At 47.6% G+C, this 17626-nt stretch carries 13 protein-coding genes; 7 read left to right on the top strand and 6 right to left on the bottom strand.

All coding sequences use genetic code 11. The features are described 5' to 3' along the window. Positions 1-89: 89 nt before the first annotated feature. From ACYVGO_RS19750 to ACYVGO_RS19740, 3 genes are all read right to left on the bottom strand, one after another. Complete coding sequence (locus ACYVGO_RS19750; RefSeq protein ID WP_460970702.1) at positions 90-3260, bottom strand: efflux RND transporter permease subunit; 3171 nt, start codon at positions 3258-3260, stop codon at positions 90-92. Between the two features lie 84 nt (positions 3261-3344). Then, positions 3345-4460: an efflux RND transporter periplasmic adaptor subunit gene (locus tag ACYVGO_RS19745; RefSeq protein WP_460970701.1), complete on the bottom strand. Its 1116-nt coding sequence runs from the start codon at positions 4458-4460 to the stop codon at positions 3345-3347. 35 nt (positions 4461-4495) lie between these two features. Next, positions 4496-5836: a TolC family protein gene (locus ACYVGO_RS19740; RefSeq protein WP_460970700.1), complete on the bottom strand. Its 1341-nt coding sequence runs from the start codon at positions 5834-5836 to the stop codon at positions 4496-4498. 448 nt (positions 5837-6284) lie between these two features. Here ACYVGO_RS19740 and ACYVGO_RS19735 point away from each other — a divergent pair, with 448 nt between their 5' ends. From ACYVGO_RS19735 to ACYVGO_RS19705, 7 genes are all read left to right on the top strand, one after another. After that, positions 6285-8027 carry a glutamine--tRNA ligase/YqeY domain fusion protein gene (locus tag ACYVGO_RS19735; protein ID WP_460970699.1) on the top strand — a complete coding sequence of 581 codons (1743 nt, stop codon included), beginning with the start codon at positions 6285-6287 and terminating at the stop codon, positions 8025-8027. A 95-nt stretch (positions 8028-8122) separates the two neighbouring features. Beyond that, a complete protein-coding gene (locus ACYVGO_RS19730; protein WP_460970697.1) occupies positions 8123-9820 on the top strand; it encodes a DUF262 domain-containing protein in 1698 nt (565 codons plus the stop codon). A gap of 5 nt (positions 9821-9825) precedes the next feature. After that, the gene (locus ACYVGO_RS19725) at positions 9826-10062 is read left to right on the top strand and encodes a hypothetical protein (RefSeq protein WP_460970696.1); all 237 of its coding nucleotides are present in this window, start codon (positions 9826-9828) and stop codon (positions 10060-10062) included. A gap of 429 nt (positions 10063-10491) precedes the next feature. Then, complete coding sequence (locus ACYVGO_RS19720; protein WP_460970695.1) at positions 10492-10755, top strand: hypothetical protein; 264 nt, start codon at positions 10492-10494, stop codon at positions 10753-10755. A 64-nt stretch (positions 10756-10819) separates the two neighbouring features. Next, the gene (locus ACYVGO_RS19715) at positions 10820-11845 is read left to right on the top strand and encodes a Kelch repeat-containing protein (protein ID WP_460970694.1); all 1026 of its coding nucleotides are present in this window, start codon (positions 10820-10822) and stop codon (positions 11843-11845) included. Between the two features lie 159 nt (positions 11846-12004). After that, positions 12005-12286, top strand: a complete 282-nt coding sequence (locus ACYVGO_RS19710) for a hypothetical protein (RefSeq protein ID WP_142773326.1) — start codon at positions 12005-12007, stop codon at positions 12284-12286. Between the two features lie 104 nt (positions 12287-12390). Next, positions 12391-13278, top strand: coding sequence for a dienelactone hydrolase family protein (locus tag ACYVGO_RS19705; protein WP_142773327.1), 888 nt, complete (start codon positions 12391-12393; stop codon positions 13276-13278). 11 nt (positions 13279-13289) lie between these two features. On the opposite strand, the gene ACYVGO_RS19700 is transcribed toward ACYVGO_RS19705, so the two are convergent. The 3 genes from ACYVGO_RS19700 to ACYVGO_RS19690 form a co-directional block, all read right to left on the bottom strand. Next, the gene (locus ACYVGO_RS19700; RefSeq protein WP_142773328.1) at positions 13290-13790 is read right to left on the bottom strand and encodes a YybH family protein; all 501 of its coding nucleotides are present in this window, start codon (positions 13788-13790) and stop codon (positions 13290-13292) included. A gap of 168 nt (positions 13791-13958) precedes the next feature. Next, positions 13959-15674, bottom strand: coding sequence for a M14 family metallopeptidase (locus tag ACYVGO_RS19695; protein ID WP_460970693.1), 1716 nt, complete (start codon positions 15672-15674; stop codon positions 13959-13961). Between the two features lie 123 nt (positions 15675-15797). Continuing rightward, positions 15798-17375 carry an amidase family protein gene (locus ACYVGO_RS19690; protein WP_460970692.1) on the bottom strand — a complete coding sequence of 526 codons (1578 nt, stop codon included), beginning with the start codon at positions 17373-17375 and terminating at the stop codon, positions 15798-15800. Positions 17376-17626: the final 251 nt, after the last annotated feature.

The following is a 17626-nucleotide window of genomic DNA, read 5'->3' as shown; positions in this document are numbered from 1 at the left end:
GATTAAAATGTAGTGCCGACCGTCCCGGTCGGGCGGGGAACACTTAGCTACACACCCGACCGGGACGGTCGGCACTACAACTATACCGCTTAGGCCTCTTTGGGTTCATCCTTCTTGGCGTTCTCTTTCAACGCTGCCAGACCTTTTTTCCCGTAGGCGAGTCGGGTAATACCGACATATAAAACTGGGACGACGAAAATGGCCAGCGAGGTAGCCGCTATCATTCCACCCAATACCGTACGACCAATCGTAGCACGGGCAACGCCCCCTGCCCCACTCGCCAGTGCCAGCGGAAATACCCCCAGAATGAAGGCTAGGGAAGTCATCAGAATCGGGCGTAGTCGCAGCCGAACCGCTTCAATGGTCGACTCCAGCAAATCCTCGCCTTTATCGACGCGCTCTTTCGCAAACTCCACAATCAGAATAGCGTTTTTGGCAGCCAACCCAATCAGCGTGATTAACCCGATCTGAGCGTACACGTTATTCGTAAGATACGGAAACAGGATAAGCGCAACGATAGCCCCCAGCGCACCGATGGGCACCGACAGCAGTACGGAAAATGGTACGGACCAGCTTTCGTATAAAGCAGCCAGGAACAAAAACACGAACCCAACCGATAGCATGAAAATGTAAATTGAGCTATTACCGGCGTTGATTTCTTCGCGGCTCAGTCCACCGAAATCGTAGGCGTAACCGGCAGGGAGTACCTTGGCGGCTACCTCTCGTAGCGCATCATTGGCCTGACTACTACTATAACCCGGCTTGGCTCCACCATTCAATTCGACGGAACGGAACAGGTTGAAATGCGAAATCAGCGGAGCGTTTTCAATGACCGTCGTTTTAATAACCGCACTAATCGGCACCAACTGGCCACCCTGGTTACGAACGTAATACTGACCCAGATTTGTCACATCCGTTCGGTACATCGTATCTGCCTGCGCTACCACCCGAAACTTACGTCCGTAAATAATGAAGTCGTTGACGTACTGGCTACCGAGGTACGTTTGCATCGTCCGGTACACATTACTCACCGAAATACCCAGTTTCTTGCATTTGTCGCGATCCACATCGACCCGGTACGCGGGGGCTTTGGCGGTGAAGTACGAAAACGCCCGACCAATTTCAGGCCGTTTGTTCGCTTCGGCCAGGAAGTTCTGTACCACACCGTCAAAGGCCTTCACGTCATCATTGGTTTCACGCTGCTGAATCTCAAACGTAAATCCTGAACTCTGTCCTAAACCCGGGATAGCCGGTGGCTGAATAACCTGAGGCCGAGCGTCGTTCAGTGTTGACAGAGCCCGTTGTAGTTTAACCACGAGCGAGTCGGCCTGCATACCCCGCTCAGTGCGTTCCTCCCAGGGTTTTAGCTGAATAAAGACCGTACCGCTGTTCGATTTTGAGGCAAAGGTGATGGCATTCAAACCGCCAAGGGCTGAAAAGTGCGCTACGTAAGGCTGCTTTTTCAGAATATCCATCACCTTGTTGAGCACAACCAAACTCCTTGATGTCGAAGCAGCTTCCGGGATTTCATAGGTCACGATCAGACGTCCTTCGTCTTCCGTCGGGATAAAGCCGGTAGGTTTGGCGCGGAACAGCAGCGCCGTTCCAATATACACCACCACCAGCCCGACAATTACCAAGGGGGTCAGCTTAATCAGCCGCTTCACACCGTTGGAGTAGGCATTCGTAACCCGCTCGAACCATTGATTGAACTTGTAGAAGAACTTATTCAGTCCGGTCGCTTTTTCGTCGATGTGCATTGGCTGCAACAGCAATGTACAAAGCGCAGGTGTAAGCGACAGCGCAACAAAGGCCGAAATCAACACCGAAACGGCAATCGTAATGGCAAACTGCTGGTAGAGTCGCCCGACAATGCCCGGGATAAAGCCTACCGGTACAAACACAGCCGCCAGAATCAGGGCAATGGCAATTACCGGAGCGGATATCTCCCGCATGGCTTCCCGAGTCGCGTCTTTGGGCGTCATACCCTTATCGAGGTTCACTTGCACGGCTTCAACCACCACAATCGCATCATCTACTACAATCCCGATGGCTAGTACAAAGGCAAAGAGTGTCAGCGTGTTAATGGTAAACCCAAGCGGTACGAACAGGGCAAATGTACCCACAATTGAAACCGGGATGGCCAGCAAGGTAATGAGCGTTGCCCGCCAGCTTTGCAGGAACAAAAACACGACCAGCACCACCAGCACGAGGGCTTCGCCCAGGGTTTTCACCACCTCGCCAATCGATACCTGAATTACCGACACTGATTCGAAAGGCACCACATAATTGATATCTTTCGGGAACGTCTTTTTCAGGTTGTCCATGGCCTCATACACACCCTTGGCCGTTGCCAGCGCATTACTGCCCGGCAATTGATACACCAGCAAATAAGCCGCCCGATTGCCATCAACGAAGGAGTTACTGGCATAGGAGAATTTACCCAACTGCACCCGTGCTACATCTTTCAGATAGACCAATGAACCCTTTGCCGGATCGCTCCGTACAATGATATTCCGGAAGTCCTCTTCCTTACTGAGTCGGCTGTTGGTAAATACGCTATACTCAAATGCCTGAGTAGAAGGTTGTGGGGACGCTCCTACCGAGCCACCCGCCACCTGTAGGTTTTGCTCCTGTAAGGCTGCCACTACATCGTCGGAGGTTAGGCCGAGTTGAGCAAGGCGGTCGGGTTTGAGCCAGATCCGCATACTAAAATCATCCGCCCGGCTGAAAATATCCCCTACGCCCGGCACCCGTAACAGGGCATCCCTAATATAAATATTGGCGTAGTTATCCAGGAATGAGACATTATGGGTCTTGTTGGGCGAGTAAATCGCAACCAGCATAAACAGGGATGGGTTTCGTTTCCGAACCACAACCCCCAGGCGGGTAACCTCTTCCGGCAGCTGCGGCTGGGCAATACCCACCCGGTTCTGTACATCCAGAGCGGCAATATTCACATCGGTACCTACCTTGAACGTCACGTTCATGGTCATCCGACCATCGTTGGTGGCGTTGGTTTGCACGTAATCCATACCAGGTGTGCCATTCACCTGTGTTTCAATGGGCGTGGCTACTGTCTGCTCAACCGTCTGTGCATCGGCACCGGTGTAGGTACCTGTCACCTGCACAACGGGCGGGGTGATATCAGGATACTGACTGACAGGGAGACTTAACAAAGCCAGTACCCCGAGTGCCACAATCACAACCGAGGCAACAATGGCGGTAACCGGCCGATTAATGAATATTTCTGCGAACATGTCTTTTTAGGAGTGAGGAGTGAGGAGCGAGGAGTGAGAAGGCTGACGCGTCAGCAACTCCTCACTCCACACTCCACGCTCCTATTACTTTGTTACCTGCACTTTTGCCCCTTCCCGGATTTTCTGCGTGCCTTCGGTTACGATGGTTTCTCCTTCTTTGAGGCCATCTTTCACGATTACTTTATCATTGATACGGGCACCGAGCGTTACTTTCTTCTGGCTGACCTTGCTACTATCGCCCACTACAAACACAAAGTATTCACTCATTTGCTCCGTTACAGCCTGATAGGGAATTAATAGTTGTGGCTCACCCGTATTGTTTTTCACCCGGATATTGGCATTCAGGCCAACTTTGAGTTGTTTGTTGGGATTCGGAAAGGCAACCCGAACCCGAAGGGTACCCGTTTGTGGATCAACGGCCCTATCAACGATGCGTACCGAGCCAGGGTATTTGTATGTACTCCCATCTGGCAGTAACAGGATCAGTGTTGAATCACGGACTACATTCGGCTGGCCCTGTAATTTTAAAAATCGGGGAATCTGTGATTCATCGATCTGTACATCAGCGGCAATCGGGTTATCCGATGAAATCGTGTTGAGTGGTGTTGAACCCGGAGCTACAGCCGCGCCAAGTCGTACCTGCGAAATGCCGATTGTACCATCGAGCGGGGCATAAATGGTTGTGTATTTCAAATTCGTAGCCACCTGCCGAATCGTTGCTTCGGAGGCCTCTACCTGCATTTTAGCCGCTTCCAGCGAAGCATTGGCGTTATCGACCAATTGCTTGGCAACGGCATCCTGTTCGGCCAGGGTATTGTACCGGTTAGCGTCCTTTTGAGCCCGGTTCAGGTTGGCTTTCTGAACATTCAGATTGGCAACTGCCTGATCGTAACTCGCCCGGTATTGCTGGGGATCAATCGTATACAGTTTTTGCCCTTTACTAACATGCTGACCATCCTGAAAAAAGATACCCGTAATATTGCCGGCCACCTGCGGTTGAATCTCCACCTCCAAAAGGGCAGTTACCGTTGCCGGAAACTGATCGTAGTAGGTGGCACTTCCTTTGCTAACTTTCACCGCACTAACAGCCGTGGGCGGTGGAGGAGCCTGTTGTTGCTGGGCATCTTTTTTACCGCCACAAGCGGCAAGTAACAGGGTCAGGATCAATCCCGATATAGCCAGATTTATAGGCTGCTTCATAATTCTAATAGACACGTTTGTCATGCTGACAACACTTAAAACTGAATAACACCCAATGCCCGCTGAACATCTAACTTACTGATCAACACCTGATAAAGTGCATTGAATACATTAAGTCGTGCGGTTCGGAGATCGGCTTCGGCGATGGTTACGTCTAGATAGGTTTTGATGCCGGAGCGATACTGTAGGTTGATAATCCGGTACACATCTTCGGCCAGTTGCTGATTCTCGACCAGCGCCAGATAGTTCGCCAGATTTCCCTTGTAGTTTGCTAAGGCCGTGGCATACTCGGCATCGACCGCACTGGTCAGCGCAGCCAGATCCCAGTTCAGCCGCTGAACCTGCAACTCGGCAATTTTTGTCTGATGAATACGTCGCCCTCCCTGAAAAATAGGTAGCGCAAGCGTTAAGCCAATTACCGAGTTGGGAAATGACGCGCTATAGAGTTGCCCGAAGGCATTGTTCTGATACAATAAATTGTAGTTACCAAAGGCCGATACCGATGGCAGATATGCCCAGCGATTGTAGCGAACATTGGCATCCAGTAAACGCCCCTGTGTTTGCAAAAGCTGATATTCAATCCGATTTTGCGGATTTACTAACGAGAGTGTGTCCAGGGTAACTTCCCTGGCCAATTGTAAGGTATCATAGGTTACCGCCAGTTGACTTGTTGGCGGGTACCCCATAACCTGTTTTAGCACCTGGTATTTTGACCCAACCAGATCCCTATATTGTTTCTGCTGAGCGCGAGAATTATTAAGCGCAATCTTCGCCCGCTGCGGATCGGTTTTATCAACAATTCCACTCTGATACTGATTGGTAGCGTCCTGTAAACTACGTGTCAGGCGAGCGATATCCTGGGTCAGAATATCGACTTGTCGTTGCGTCAGGATTAGGTCATAGAACGCTTTACTGACATTTACGACAACATCGATCTTATTTCGGACCGTGTTCTGAGTAGCCTGTTCCCGGTAGGCGTCGGCAGTTCGGCTGGCCAGTAACACATCCCGGTTAAAAATACTTTGCGTTACCGAAAGTGAGGCCGTCGATGTGTTTTGGGCACCGAGCGAAACGGGACGTTTCTCACCCGTGGTCGCATCAGGAATGAGGGTAACGGGCAGTTTGAGGTAATGGAGCAGATTATAGGAGGCACTTAGTTGGGGGTACCAGGCGGCCAGTGCGCTTTGCACAGTACGTTCGGCAATATCCTGGTCAATAATCGCCTGACGGACTACAGGCTGATGACCCAACGCATACTGAATGCAATCGGAAAGATAAGCTTGTTTCGATAGCGAATCTGTTGTTTTCTGACTTACTGCATCAATCGACAAAAACCACCCAAGCGCGAAAAGAAAGCCAATAAACGTTCTATTCATAAACAGTTAAACCTTGAAAACCGTAGTTGGGAGATTGGCAACGGTCTGTATCTATAACAACTCGCCAGAGTGTCCATTTTGTTCGTTCGTTCCAAAGAAATTAGTGACTGCGCTACCGCTACTTAAGTAATTTCTCGAAACCATGCCCCGTAAAACAACCTGACTTACCGACCTGATAATGAGTCCTTTTCACCACTAGCTAATTACTTTTTACTACTAATGCCACCTGTGTATTAAATTAATCTTAACGCCACCAGCAGGCAAATTTGACAGGTTCACCAATTGGTAAACCGGGCATGGATTGGTGCAGTTTTTAAAAAACCTGCAGGCCACTCAGAACGCCCAGACACCCTACTTTAAATTCCTCGTTTCTGCTTTACCCCTGTTTTGGTTTGTCAAAGCGGGGCAAAGGCCGTAATTTTCGGACTATTTATCAGTACGCAACCACATGACTGAAGCAACCAAAGACTCCGACGAAGGCGTTACCAACGAAAATAGCACCGCTGGTGGCAGCAGTGCTGGTAGCTCCCTCAACTTCATTGAACAAATTGTAGAAGAAGACCTGGCCGTTGGTAAGAACGGTGGACGTATTCACACGCGTTTTCCACCCGAACCTAATGGCTACCTGCATATTGGCCACGCTAAATCCATTTGCCTGAACTTCGGGCTGGCCGATAAGTACGGCGGGCAGACAAACCTTCGGTTTGACGATACAAATCCCGTAACGGAAGATACCGAATACGTTGATTCGATCAAGAACGATGTCCGTTGGCTGGGTTTCGACTGGGAAAACGAGTTTTATGCATCTGACTACTTCGATCAGATTTACCTCTTTGCTGAGAAACTGATTCAGAAGGGATTAGCCTATGTAGACGATTCAACTTCGGAGGAAATTGCTGCTCAGAAAGGTACGCCGACTGAACCGGGACGCATGAGTCAGTACCGCGACCGGAGTGTGGATGAAAACCTCGATCTGTTCCGTCGTATGAAAGCTGGCGACTACCCCGACGGTGCCAAAGTGCTACGCGCAAAAGTCGATATGGCCTCGCCGAACATGCAGTTGCGTGACCCAATCATTTACCGGATCAAACACGCGCATCACCACCGTACGGGCGATACCTGGTGTATTTATCCGATGTATGATTTCGCACATGGTCAGTCCGATGCGATTGAACACATTACCCACTCGCTCTGTACGCTGGAGTTTGAAGTACACCGGCCCTTATACGAGTGGTTTATTGATAAGCTTGATATTTTCCCCTCCCGCCAGATCGAGTTCGCGCGGCTCAACCTGACGTATACGGTCATGAGCAAACGTAAGCTCAAACAACTGGTGGAAGAAGGCCACGTGAGCGGCTGGGATGATCCCCGGATGCCAACCATCGCGGGTATTCGTCGGCGTGGTTATACCCCCGCCAGCATCCGTGAGTTTGCTGACCGCATCGGAATTGCCAAACGCGATAACCTTATCGACGTGGGCTTGCTGGAATTCTGTCTGCGCGAAGAGTTGAATAAGACTACACACCGGGTCATGGCCGTTCTCGATGAAAAGCCTTTGAAACTCGTTTTAACGAATTACGAGGTTGGCCGTGAGGAGATCATGCCTATCGAAAACAACCCCGAAGACGCTACCGCGGGCGAACGCGATGTGCCCTTCAGCCGGGAAGTGTACATCGAGCGGGATGACTTCATGGAAGTCCCGCCGAAGAAATTCTTCCGCCTGTTTCCGGGCGGTATGGTACGGCTGAAAGGTGCGTATATCATCAAGTGCGATGAGGTAATAAAAGACAATGCAGGGGAAATTATCGAACTGCGCTGCTCCTACATTCCCGAAAGCCGGAGCGGTTCTGATACATCGGGCATCAATGTGAAAGGCACGATTCACTGGGTATCGGTACCCCACGCCGTGGAAGCCGATGTTCGTCTGTACGACCGCCTGTTTTCCGTGGAGAACCCAGCGGCCGACGAGCGTGATTTTAAAGAGTTACTGAATCCAAACTCGCTGGCAACCGTACGTGCGTTTGTTGAACCTGCGCTGGTAGAAGCTGCCCGATCGGGAGCCCAATCCAACTTCCAGTTCATGCGCAAAGGCTACTTCATCCTCGATCAGGATTCCACCGCCGACCGTCCCGTATTCAACCGGACCGTTACGCTGAAAGACGGCTGGGCGAAGGAGATGAAGAAGGGGTAAAGATTACTATGAGGTTATAACTCTTGATTAGCTGTGTTTAATTCTTTATAAACACAGCTAATTATTTTTGCACAAAAAATTTTACTCTATTCACAATGGCTGTTAATAATCTATTAGATACTAGCACTGTAAGTTTCAGTGATATCATTGGTAACGGCAAATTATATCTTGTGCCTGCATACCAGAGAGATTATTCGTGGAAAGCAGATCATTGGGAAGACTTGTGGTCCGATATAATCTCAGTAAACGACAATGAATCTGTTCATTATATGGGTTCTATTGTATTACAAAATCAAGGAGACAAAAAGTACACTATTATTGACGGACAACAACGATTAGCTACGTTAAGTATTGTAGTACTAGCCATAATAAGGCTTATTCAAGATTTAATTGATAAAGGTATTGATACAGAATTTAATAAAGAACGAATCATTCTGCTTACAAGCAAGTTTTTAGGAGATAAAGATCCCGCATCGTTATCCTATTCAGCAAAACTTTCTTTGAATGAAAATAATAACAGTTTTTATCAGTTACACTTAATGGCTTTTCGACCACCAATTAATGAAAGAACATTAAGAGACTCAGATAAATTACTTTGGCAAGCCTATAATTTTTTCAGAACTACATTACAGAAGTATTTTGATAAAAATCCGAATGGTGAGGAGATAGCTACGTTTCTCAATAAAAAAGTAGCTGAAAGGCTTATGTTCATTCAGATTGTGGTAGAAAATGAGGTTAGTGCTTACACCGTTTTTGAAACATTAAATTCTAGAGGGGTTGACTTAACAGTCACTGACTTACTCAAAAACTTCCTTTTTTCTGTCTCTACACGAACTGATTTAGTCCATGTAAAGGAAAAGTGGCAACGAATCGTTGACAGTGTTGGACTTGATACATTCCCTGCCTTCCTACGCCATTATTGGATTTCAAAAAATAAATTAATCAGACAGGAGTATCTATTTCGAGCAGTAAAAGAAATAATAAAATCTTCTATTGATGTCATTAACCTTTTAGATGATCTTGAAAAAGATGCGCAACTTTATAACGCATTAACTAATTCATCCGACCCTTTTTGGATTGGAATGCGGGAAGCAAAAAAAAGAATAAAGGAACTTGAGTTATTTAAGGAACGACAAGCATTACCTCTTTTATTATCAGCATATAATAATCTTAGTCAAGAAGAATTTGTTAAGGTTCTTCGTATTGTTAGTATTATCACGTTCAGGTATACCGTTGTTAGTGGTTTGAACACTAACCCTAAAGAACAATATTATAGTCAAACTGCAATAAAAGTTAGCCGTGGTGAAAGCAAGAATGCTTATACAATTGCTCAAGAGTTGCGACCATTATATGTGAGTGATTTGGATTTTAAAAATGACTTTTCAACTTTATCCATAAAAACCAAAGGCAGAAGTAGAAAATTAGCTCGATATGTTTTATTCGAATTAGAGAATAAACTAAGCCAAACAGATATTGACTACGAAGAAAGCCCTGCAACTATCGAACATATTCTCCCAGAAAACCCAAGTCTTGAATGGTCATCTGACTTTCCGCTTTCCACACAGGACAACTTTATTTATCGGATTGGAAATTACACATTACTAGAAGATGATAAAAATCGAGACTGCGGCACAAAAAGTTTTATTGAAAAGAAGGCCATATATCATACAAGCCAATATAGCCTTTCTAGAGAGATAAAGGCTGATGTATGGACTCCTAATACACTTGATAGAAGGCAAACGAAGTTATCAGAAATTGCAACTTCGATTTGGCGCTTATCCCAATTTGATTAATTCCCATGTCCATCATCCGCAAATCAAGCAATATCAACGATATTCCGGCTTATGATAAAGAATACTGGTGGGCTAAAACGCCACAGGAACGCCTGGCGGCTGCGCTAAAACTGATTCGGCGGGCAAAAGCCATCTATTACGCAAATCCCAAAAACCCACCCTTAGGCAATGGAGGACAAGTGCCTAAATCTGATAAGCCTGTTGACCACCAAAAATTGCCGATTATTCAACCGCACGACTAGGGCGATTTAGAAGTTTCGCTGTAAACCCTGGTTTACTTCCTCTTGCGTATATTCCGTGTTGTTTGATAATGTCTTTAGAAAGGACTTCATATTGCCAACTGCTTCCTTTCTTGCATGAGCAGACTCCTGGCCAGGACTACTAGGCGATAGCTTAAGTACCTGGAGAACTATCCGTCGGACGGCCATTACATTCACTTCCCGGTAGCCAAACTAAACGCAAAAAGTATCTTTCTACCGAAGCAATGGCTTCATTAGTCTACTTTCAGTAACACTCCTCATTCACCGGCACATTCGCAGTTTACGTCGGCACATTATGTTAAAATAGCTTAAACACGGCATAAAAGGCCTTTTAGCCTGCAACACCTCGAAAAAAAACCTCGTATCCGGAAGTAGACGATCCACTCAACACGTCAACTTAACCAGATCCGGATGAGAAATCGCGTTTCAACGTTCGACCGACTACTGGGTAGTCAACCAGAGTCCACCAGATGGCTAATGCTTATTGGCCTGCTTATGCCTTTGTCTACCTGCTCGACTGATGCAGACGAGGATATACCTCAACAGCTTGGTTCAACTACCGAGAAACAGGCGCTTATCCGATGGATTTCAACTTACTTACAGGAGGCCTCCACCGAAAACAGTACCAATCAGCCTACGCCCGACAGACGCCCAGATTTACAGATTCATCACTAACATTCAGACTTTTTCTACCACTCTTTTTTTACACCCAATCAAGTAACTCAACCGCTTTAGTCCTATGAATTTTCGTATAGCTTACCTTCCCCAGCCATCAACAGTTTTTCCTACTCAGAAGACAATTAACACGGTTCTCCTGCTAATCTGCCTCAGCTGGACAGCCTTATTGGTCGGATGCTCGACTTCGGACGTTACCACACTAGGCGACTGGCGAACCCGCTCTGATCTCGACGGCGTTAGTCGTAGTGCAGCCGTTGGCTTTGCCATTGGAAACGTAGCCTACATTGGCACGGGCACCACTTCGTCGAACGATCTCTTAAAAGACTTCTGGGCCTATGATCAATCCACTAATGCCTGGAGCCAGGTGGCCAATTTCGGGGGCACTGCCCGTATTTCGGCTGTTGGGTTCGCTCTGGGCAACAAGGGGTACGTTGGCACCGGCGTAGACGCCAATAGCAATCGGTTAAAGGACTTTTGGGAATTTGATCAGGCCGCTAATACATGGAATCAAATTGCCGATTTTGGCGGAACAGCCCGGCGAAACGCGGTGGCCTTCGCGGTTAACAATAAAGGGTATGTCGGCACTGGCTACGATGGAAATTACTTAAAAGATTTCTGGACTTACGACCCCGAAAGTGGTAGCTGGGAGAAGACGACCAGCTTTGGCGGAGGAAAGCGATTGGGAGCCATTAGTTTCATTATCAACAACATTGCCTATGTTGGCACCGGTACAAATGGCGCGGCTCTAACCGACTGGTGGGCCTACGACCCGGCGCAGGACCTATGGATCGAAAAGGGTGATTTCGAGGATGAAGAAACCGTAGCTCGTAGTTACGGAGTTGGTTTTGCAATCGGCTCACGGGGTTATGTGACGGCTGGAGACGGCAGCGCTACGGTTTGGCAATACAATCCTGATGATGATAGCTGGGCTGAATTTGGCGTCTTTGAAGGTGGTACCCGATTGTACGCCCTGGGCTTCGCTATGAATGGGAAAGGATACATCACAACGGGGCTTAGCGGAACGACTACCTTTGATGACCTATGGGAATTTGACCCCACCATCGCACAGGATACAGACACTTACTAACGCTTGACCAAATTTGACGCTCAAGGCCCATTGAATCACTTTTCGTTGATTTTCAACAAAATACAACTAACAGAATCTAGTAGTGTCTAGTTGGATCAAGTACTATACTCAACAATAGCGTTCTTACTTATCAGTATAACTATCTACACAAGTAAAGTTATGGTCGTCAGTCGAGAGGTGAATTTTACGGGGACATGCCCATCCATTACCGAAATAGTCTATCATGTGCGTCAGCGAACAGGTGTCCCGGTTACGTATGTAGCTGATAAGTGGCTATTGGCAAACCCGCTCAATAAAGTCGATATTTTTAGTCTTTATCAGGATGGAGACCACACCATTGTCCTGACCAATGACGAACCCACAACTGATTTAGTAGGAGCCACACTCTATGCCTTATTGGAAATGGGCGGTTCGTATAGTGATCAAGGCTATGCCCTATAGCAACCGGCATACATACTATGAACTCGAGCGTAGAAATGGCAAGTTAGGATCATGTCTACGCTCGAATTCATAGTATATTTACTGGAAAACGAATCCGGACGAACATGAACCGAATCAATAAAGAAGACATTAAACAAGAGGTATTTGACTTGTATGATGATTATGCGCATAACCGGCTCGATCGGCGCGACTTTGTGCAAAAATTATCGACCTATGCCGTTGGCGGCCTTACCGTAGCCTCTTTGATGAGCTTTCTCATGCCTGATTACCAGGGCGCTATCCAGATCAAAGCCGACGATCCACGGTTAAAATCAGACTACGTCAATTATCCTTCACCAAAAGGGGGCGGCACCATCAAAGCCCTGGTGTCGATGCCAGTGGATGCGAAAAAGAAACTTGGCGGTATTGTTGTGGTTCATGAAAATCGTGGATTGAATCCGCACATCGCAGATGTGGCCCGGCGAGCAGCTCTGGCCGGATTTATTACGATTGCGCCGGATGCGTTGACCCCATTGGGTGGCTATCCGGGCAATGACGATGAAGGTCGTGCGCTCCAAAGTAAGCGAGACCGAAATGAAATGTTAGAAGATTTTATTGCGGGCTATGAGTATCTAAAAGGCAACAAAGACTGCAACGGCAAAGTTGGTGTTGTTGGTTTTTGCTTTGGTGGGTGGATTGCCAATATGATGGCTGTGCGGTTACCCGATTTATCGGCAGCCGTTCCGTTCTATGGCGGGCAGCCAGCCGCTGAAGATGTTCCAAAAATAAAAGCTCCGCTCCTCTTGCAGTATGGCGAACTGGACAAAGGAGTTAATGCAGGTTGGCCAGCTTATGAAGCCGCGTTAAAGCAGAACAATAAAGAATACACCGCTTATGTGTATCCCAATGCAAATCACGGCTTTCATAATGATACAACCCCTCGTTATGACAAAGCAGCCGCCGAATTAGCCTGGAAACGTACTATTGACTTTTTCACTGCAAAATTGACCTAGTTTAATCTGGCTCACTTTCCACAAGCGGCACTTCCCGTGCAGGTTAAACTCACAAACAGTTCGGAGCGGATTTTCCAGCCCGCGCCTGTTTTACGCCACATGGCCAGGTAAACACCCGTGATTGTTTGAACGCCATCCGGGCGCTGGAAACGACCAGTCCAATGCCCTTGCTCGGCTGCTAATGGAGCAGTCGAGCTTATTTTTATGCTCTCAGTATCACGAACATACCCCCTAAAATTTGGGTCATTGAACTGAACCGCTACCGAAGCCAGCACCGAATCCCGGCTTGTTACGTGGGAGCCGCTTCCCCGGGTCACCTCAATATCTGGCAGCATCGTTTGCCCAAAGCCCGTCAGATCACGGGCCTGAATTGCCTGGTTCGATTGTGCACGGAGCGAACGTATAGCGGCTACGTCGGGCGATTCGGTAGTCTTCGTCTGAGCCAACAAGTGAAGCGAAAACAACAGGAACCCGATTGGCAATAGCAAAAAACGATTTCGAAAAGGATTCATAGAAATAAGTGAAAGTTTTCTAACAGGGAAGCTATTCAAACTTTTATTGTTTCCATGAAACAAGTGCGATTTGGCGTGTAGTGCCAACCGGGACGGTCGGCATTACACGCGTCTTTCCTTACCATTTTGGAAAGTTTAAACAGCTTTAGGATTGACAAATCCGTTTGCTTACTGCAGCCGGTAAACTGGATACCGGTTGTGCGTTTTTTCGTAATAGGGTGTCTGTCGATAGATGAAGTCTAACTGGGCGTCGGCGTTTTCGGCGAAAGCTTTATCAGATGCTCGTTTATCGTCCAGTTTTTTGCGGAGTGCGGGGTCTTTTTTCAGAAGTTCAGCGGCTGTATCCTCGAAAATATAATCGGAAAAATATTCTTTCTGGTCAAGCGAACTATCGAAGAAGTTCCAGGCGAAAAACGAATCGACACCTTGTGGTTCAAGCGTTTCAACGATATATCGATTGGTGGGTTGATTGGTCAGAACCAGGTAGTCGCCTTTGTAAAACTGAATTGTTTGTGACTCCGACCGCAGCTTAATACCCGAGTGAATATAATGGCCCTCATAAGGTCGTTGCGGGCTTTTGTAATCAGTGACGTAGTAGGCCGATACGGCCATTGAGGTATCTTTAGGCAGTATCTGTAGTATCACTCCATTGCGTTTGAGCAGACCAATCACCTCAGACCAGGCCTGAGGAATAACATATGCTCGTGGCTTATCGACCTGTACATCAACGACAAAGTTATTCCAGTAGGGAATTCGCTTCGTGAACGGTTTCGAGCGATCGTAATACTGTCGTTTCAGGCCCGACACCTCACTAGGTTTGTAGGCCGCTTCGTATCCCAGAAAGGTGATCGAATCGGTTTTACTACGATCCAACTTATAGCTTAACGGGAAGTTCGTCTGTTTACGAACTTCCTCATTGGCTTTCCGGTAATTCGCCAGAATCGTTTGGGCATCCCGTTCACATAATCGCAGAACCGATTCGTCGAAGGCGTAGGAGGCTTTTACCCGAGCCGGGTAGTCTTTCCACATATGCGTCTCCAGGGTGAATCCGAAACAGTTGAATAAGGCGGCATAGCCGGTTGAGTAACGGGGCGAATCGTTATAACCCAGTAAACCACTCTCGGGGGTTTCCGAAAAACTGTTTATATACGGAGCCGGTGGAAAGCCCTGCCCGGTCAGCCGTTTATCGAGTTCAGGCTGGAAGGTTTGCGTCATGTAGCCAGACACAGTTGGGTGGAGTTTGTCTTTCTGCGTGGCGAAATAGGTCAATACATGCTGGTAGTCAGCGCCATCACTGGTGTGATTGTCAATAAACACCTGTGGCTTCAACGATTGATACATCGTCTGAAACGCCTTCGTGTTTTCGGCTTCTGCCTTTATAAAATCGCGGTTCAGATTCAGGTTTCGGGCGTTTCCCCGAAAGCCATAGGATTCGGGTCCATTCTGGTTCACCCGCGACACCCCTCGATTCAAGGCGCCATCGATATTATAGACAGGCACGATGGCCAGTAGCACATTTTTGGGCAATTTATTCGCTTTTAATAAATCCCGCACCATCATCATACAGGCATCAATCCCTTCGGGTTCGCCGGGGTGAATACCGTTGTTAATCAGCAGGGTTACGCGATCAGGCCGAGCCGTGAATTGTTTATCAGCCGCTAACAAAAACACATGAAGTGGTTTTCCGATATCCGTTTTTCCCACCTCAATGAGCTTGGCCTGATCATATTGCCGGTCTACTTGCTGATACCAGCTTATGATCTGGGCGTAGGTAGCCGTCTGATTCGTGTTGCGCTCGTAAGGGGTGAGATCTCCAACTTTAGCCTGGGCATACATAGCTGTTGGTAAGGCAATTAGAAACAACAAAGCGTATATTTTGATCATAAATAGTTCGATTTTTATTTTTAACCGTAAAGGACGCAAAGATGAATCGCAAAGAGCGCAAAGTGTATTCTTCGCGCTCTTTGCGATTCATCTTTGCGTCCTTTGCGGTTAAAAATAAAACAATTAGACATTACTCTTTTTTTTCTTCCTGGGTAAAACGGGTGTACTTGCTGGCGGTATTCGGTGAAGGGTTGCCTGTTCGTAGGCATAGCATAACTTCACCAGTGTTGGCTCACTAAACGGTCGGCCAAAGAATTGTAAACCAGCCGGTAAGTCAGTATATGTAAAACCCATTGGTACGGTAAAGGCCGGGAAGCCCGTTGGGGGTGAAAGTGCGTTGTTGTTCGTTCCCGACGGCGTGTTCAGATCGCCAATGAGCCGGGGTGGGTAACTAAACGTTGGATACACCAGTACATCGACCCCCGTTGAATCCATCGCCCGAAGTAATAGCTGACGAAGCCGGGCACGCAATCCCAGATTTTTGGCCCAGCCTTTATGCGCTTCGGGTGCCAACGTATCAGCATCCGAGTCGAGTAACGTCTTTTCGATACTGGGGTGAAACTGCTTCGATTTGATAATGGACTTCAGGCTTTTATGGGGCGCATTGGGGCCTAAGTTGGCCAGGTATATATTGAAATCCCGCCGTAGTTGTGGAATCGTATCGAATGATTTATTGATGGTATCCAACTCTGGCACCCGAACTGAATCGACAACAATGGCTCCGGCCGCCCGGAGTTCATCCAGCGCCTTGTTGAACAGCGCATACACTTGTGGATCAGCATTCTTTGTCGTGCATAATTGCCGAAATACACCAATCCGGGCTCCTTTCAATCCGTTTTTATCCAGAAACTGCCGGTAAGTCTGCGGGATTTTCCCTTCACTGCGTCGGGTCACCGAATCAGCTTTATCATAGCCCACAATCACATCGAGCACCCGTACAGCGTCTTCCACTGTCCGACAAATAGGCCCACCTGTATCATTTGTCATAGCTAGTGGGGCAATTCCATCGCGACTAACGAGCCCCAACGTTGGCCGAAAACCAACCAGACTTTGATGTGCAGAAGGCCCGCGAATAGAGCTGCCCGTATCGGTTCCCAGGCCAATGGTTCCAAAGTCGGCAGCTACAGCAGCAGCCGTTCCCCCACTCGAACCAGCCGTTGTTCGTTTCGTATCGTAGGGATTACGCGAATAGCCTGGCAAAATAGAACTCACCGAAAAGTTGCCCGACGTAGCAAACTCCGCCAGATTCGATTTGGCAATAATGATTGCACCAGCCTCCCGAATTCGCTGTATAACAAAGGCATCTTTGGGCGGGATTGACTTTTTCATGGCCAGGGTTCCATTCGTGGTGGGCATGTCGAAGGTGTTGTAGTTGTCTTTTACAATCACTGGAATACCATGCAGTGGACCCACGAATTTTCCCGTTGCCTTATACAGGGAATCCAACCGATGAGCTTCGGTAAGTGCTTTGGGATTCACCATGATAATGGCATTCAGGAAAGGCCCCTGTTTGTCATACGCTTCAATCCGGTCGAGGTAAAGCTGCACGAGTTGCGCCGAGCTCAGTTTACCGGCTTGCATGGCCGTGTGCAACTGGTCGATGGTGGCTTCACGCAGTTGTTTCGGCTTGAACGACTGTCCCTTGACAGATACAATCAGGCACAGAAAATTGAGTAAAAGAGGAAGTACAAGTTTCTTCATTGTATACGGTCCGTAAACTATAGCAATTACGTATTGAGTAGAAATGGCAGAATAAAGTATTGATTAGAAAGAAGCTTGCCAATTTTTGAGATAAAAATAAGCTTACAAACAGAACAATCACTATAGACCCCAAAAAGTCCAACTTTTCATCCGTTCCGTTTAAGGAAGTCAAAGTGAGCCTGCTGTTTGACCTTACCCAAACAAATCCCGTACTTGCATAGACTATTTTCTCCTACAAACTCTTACCAACA

This window comes from Spirosoma migulaei, assembly GCF_054776855.1.
Note: the sequence above shows the minus strand (reverse complement) of the source record. Positions and strands in the feature narration are given on the sequence as shown.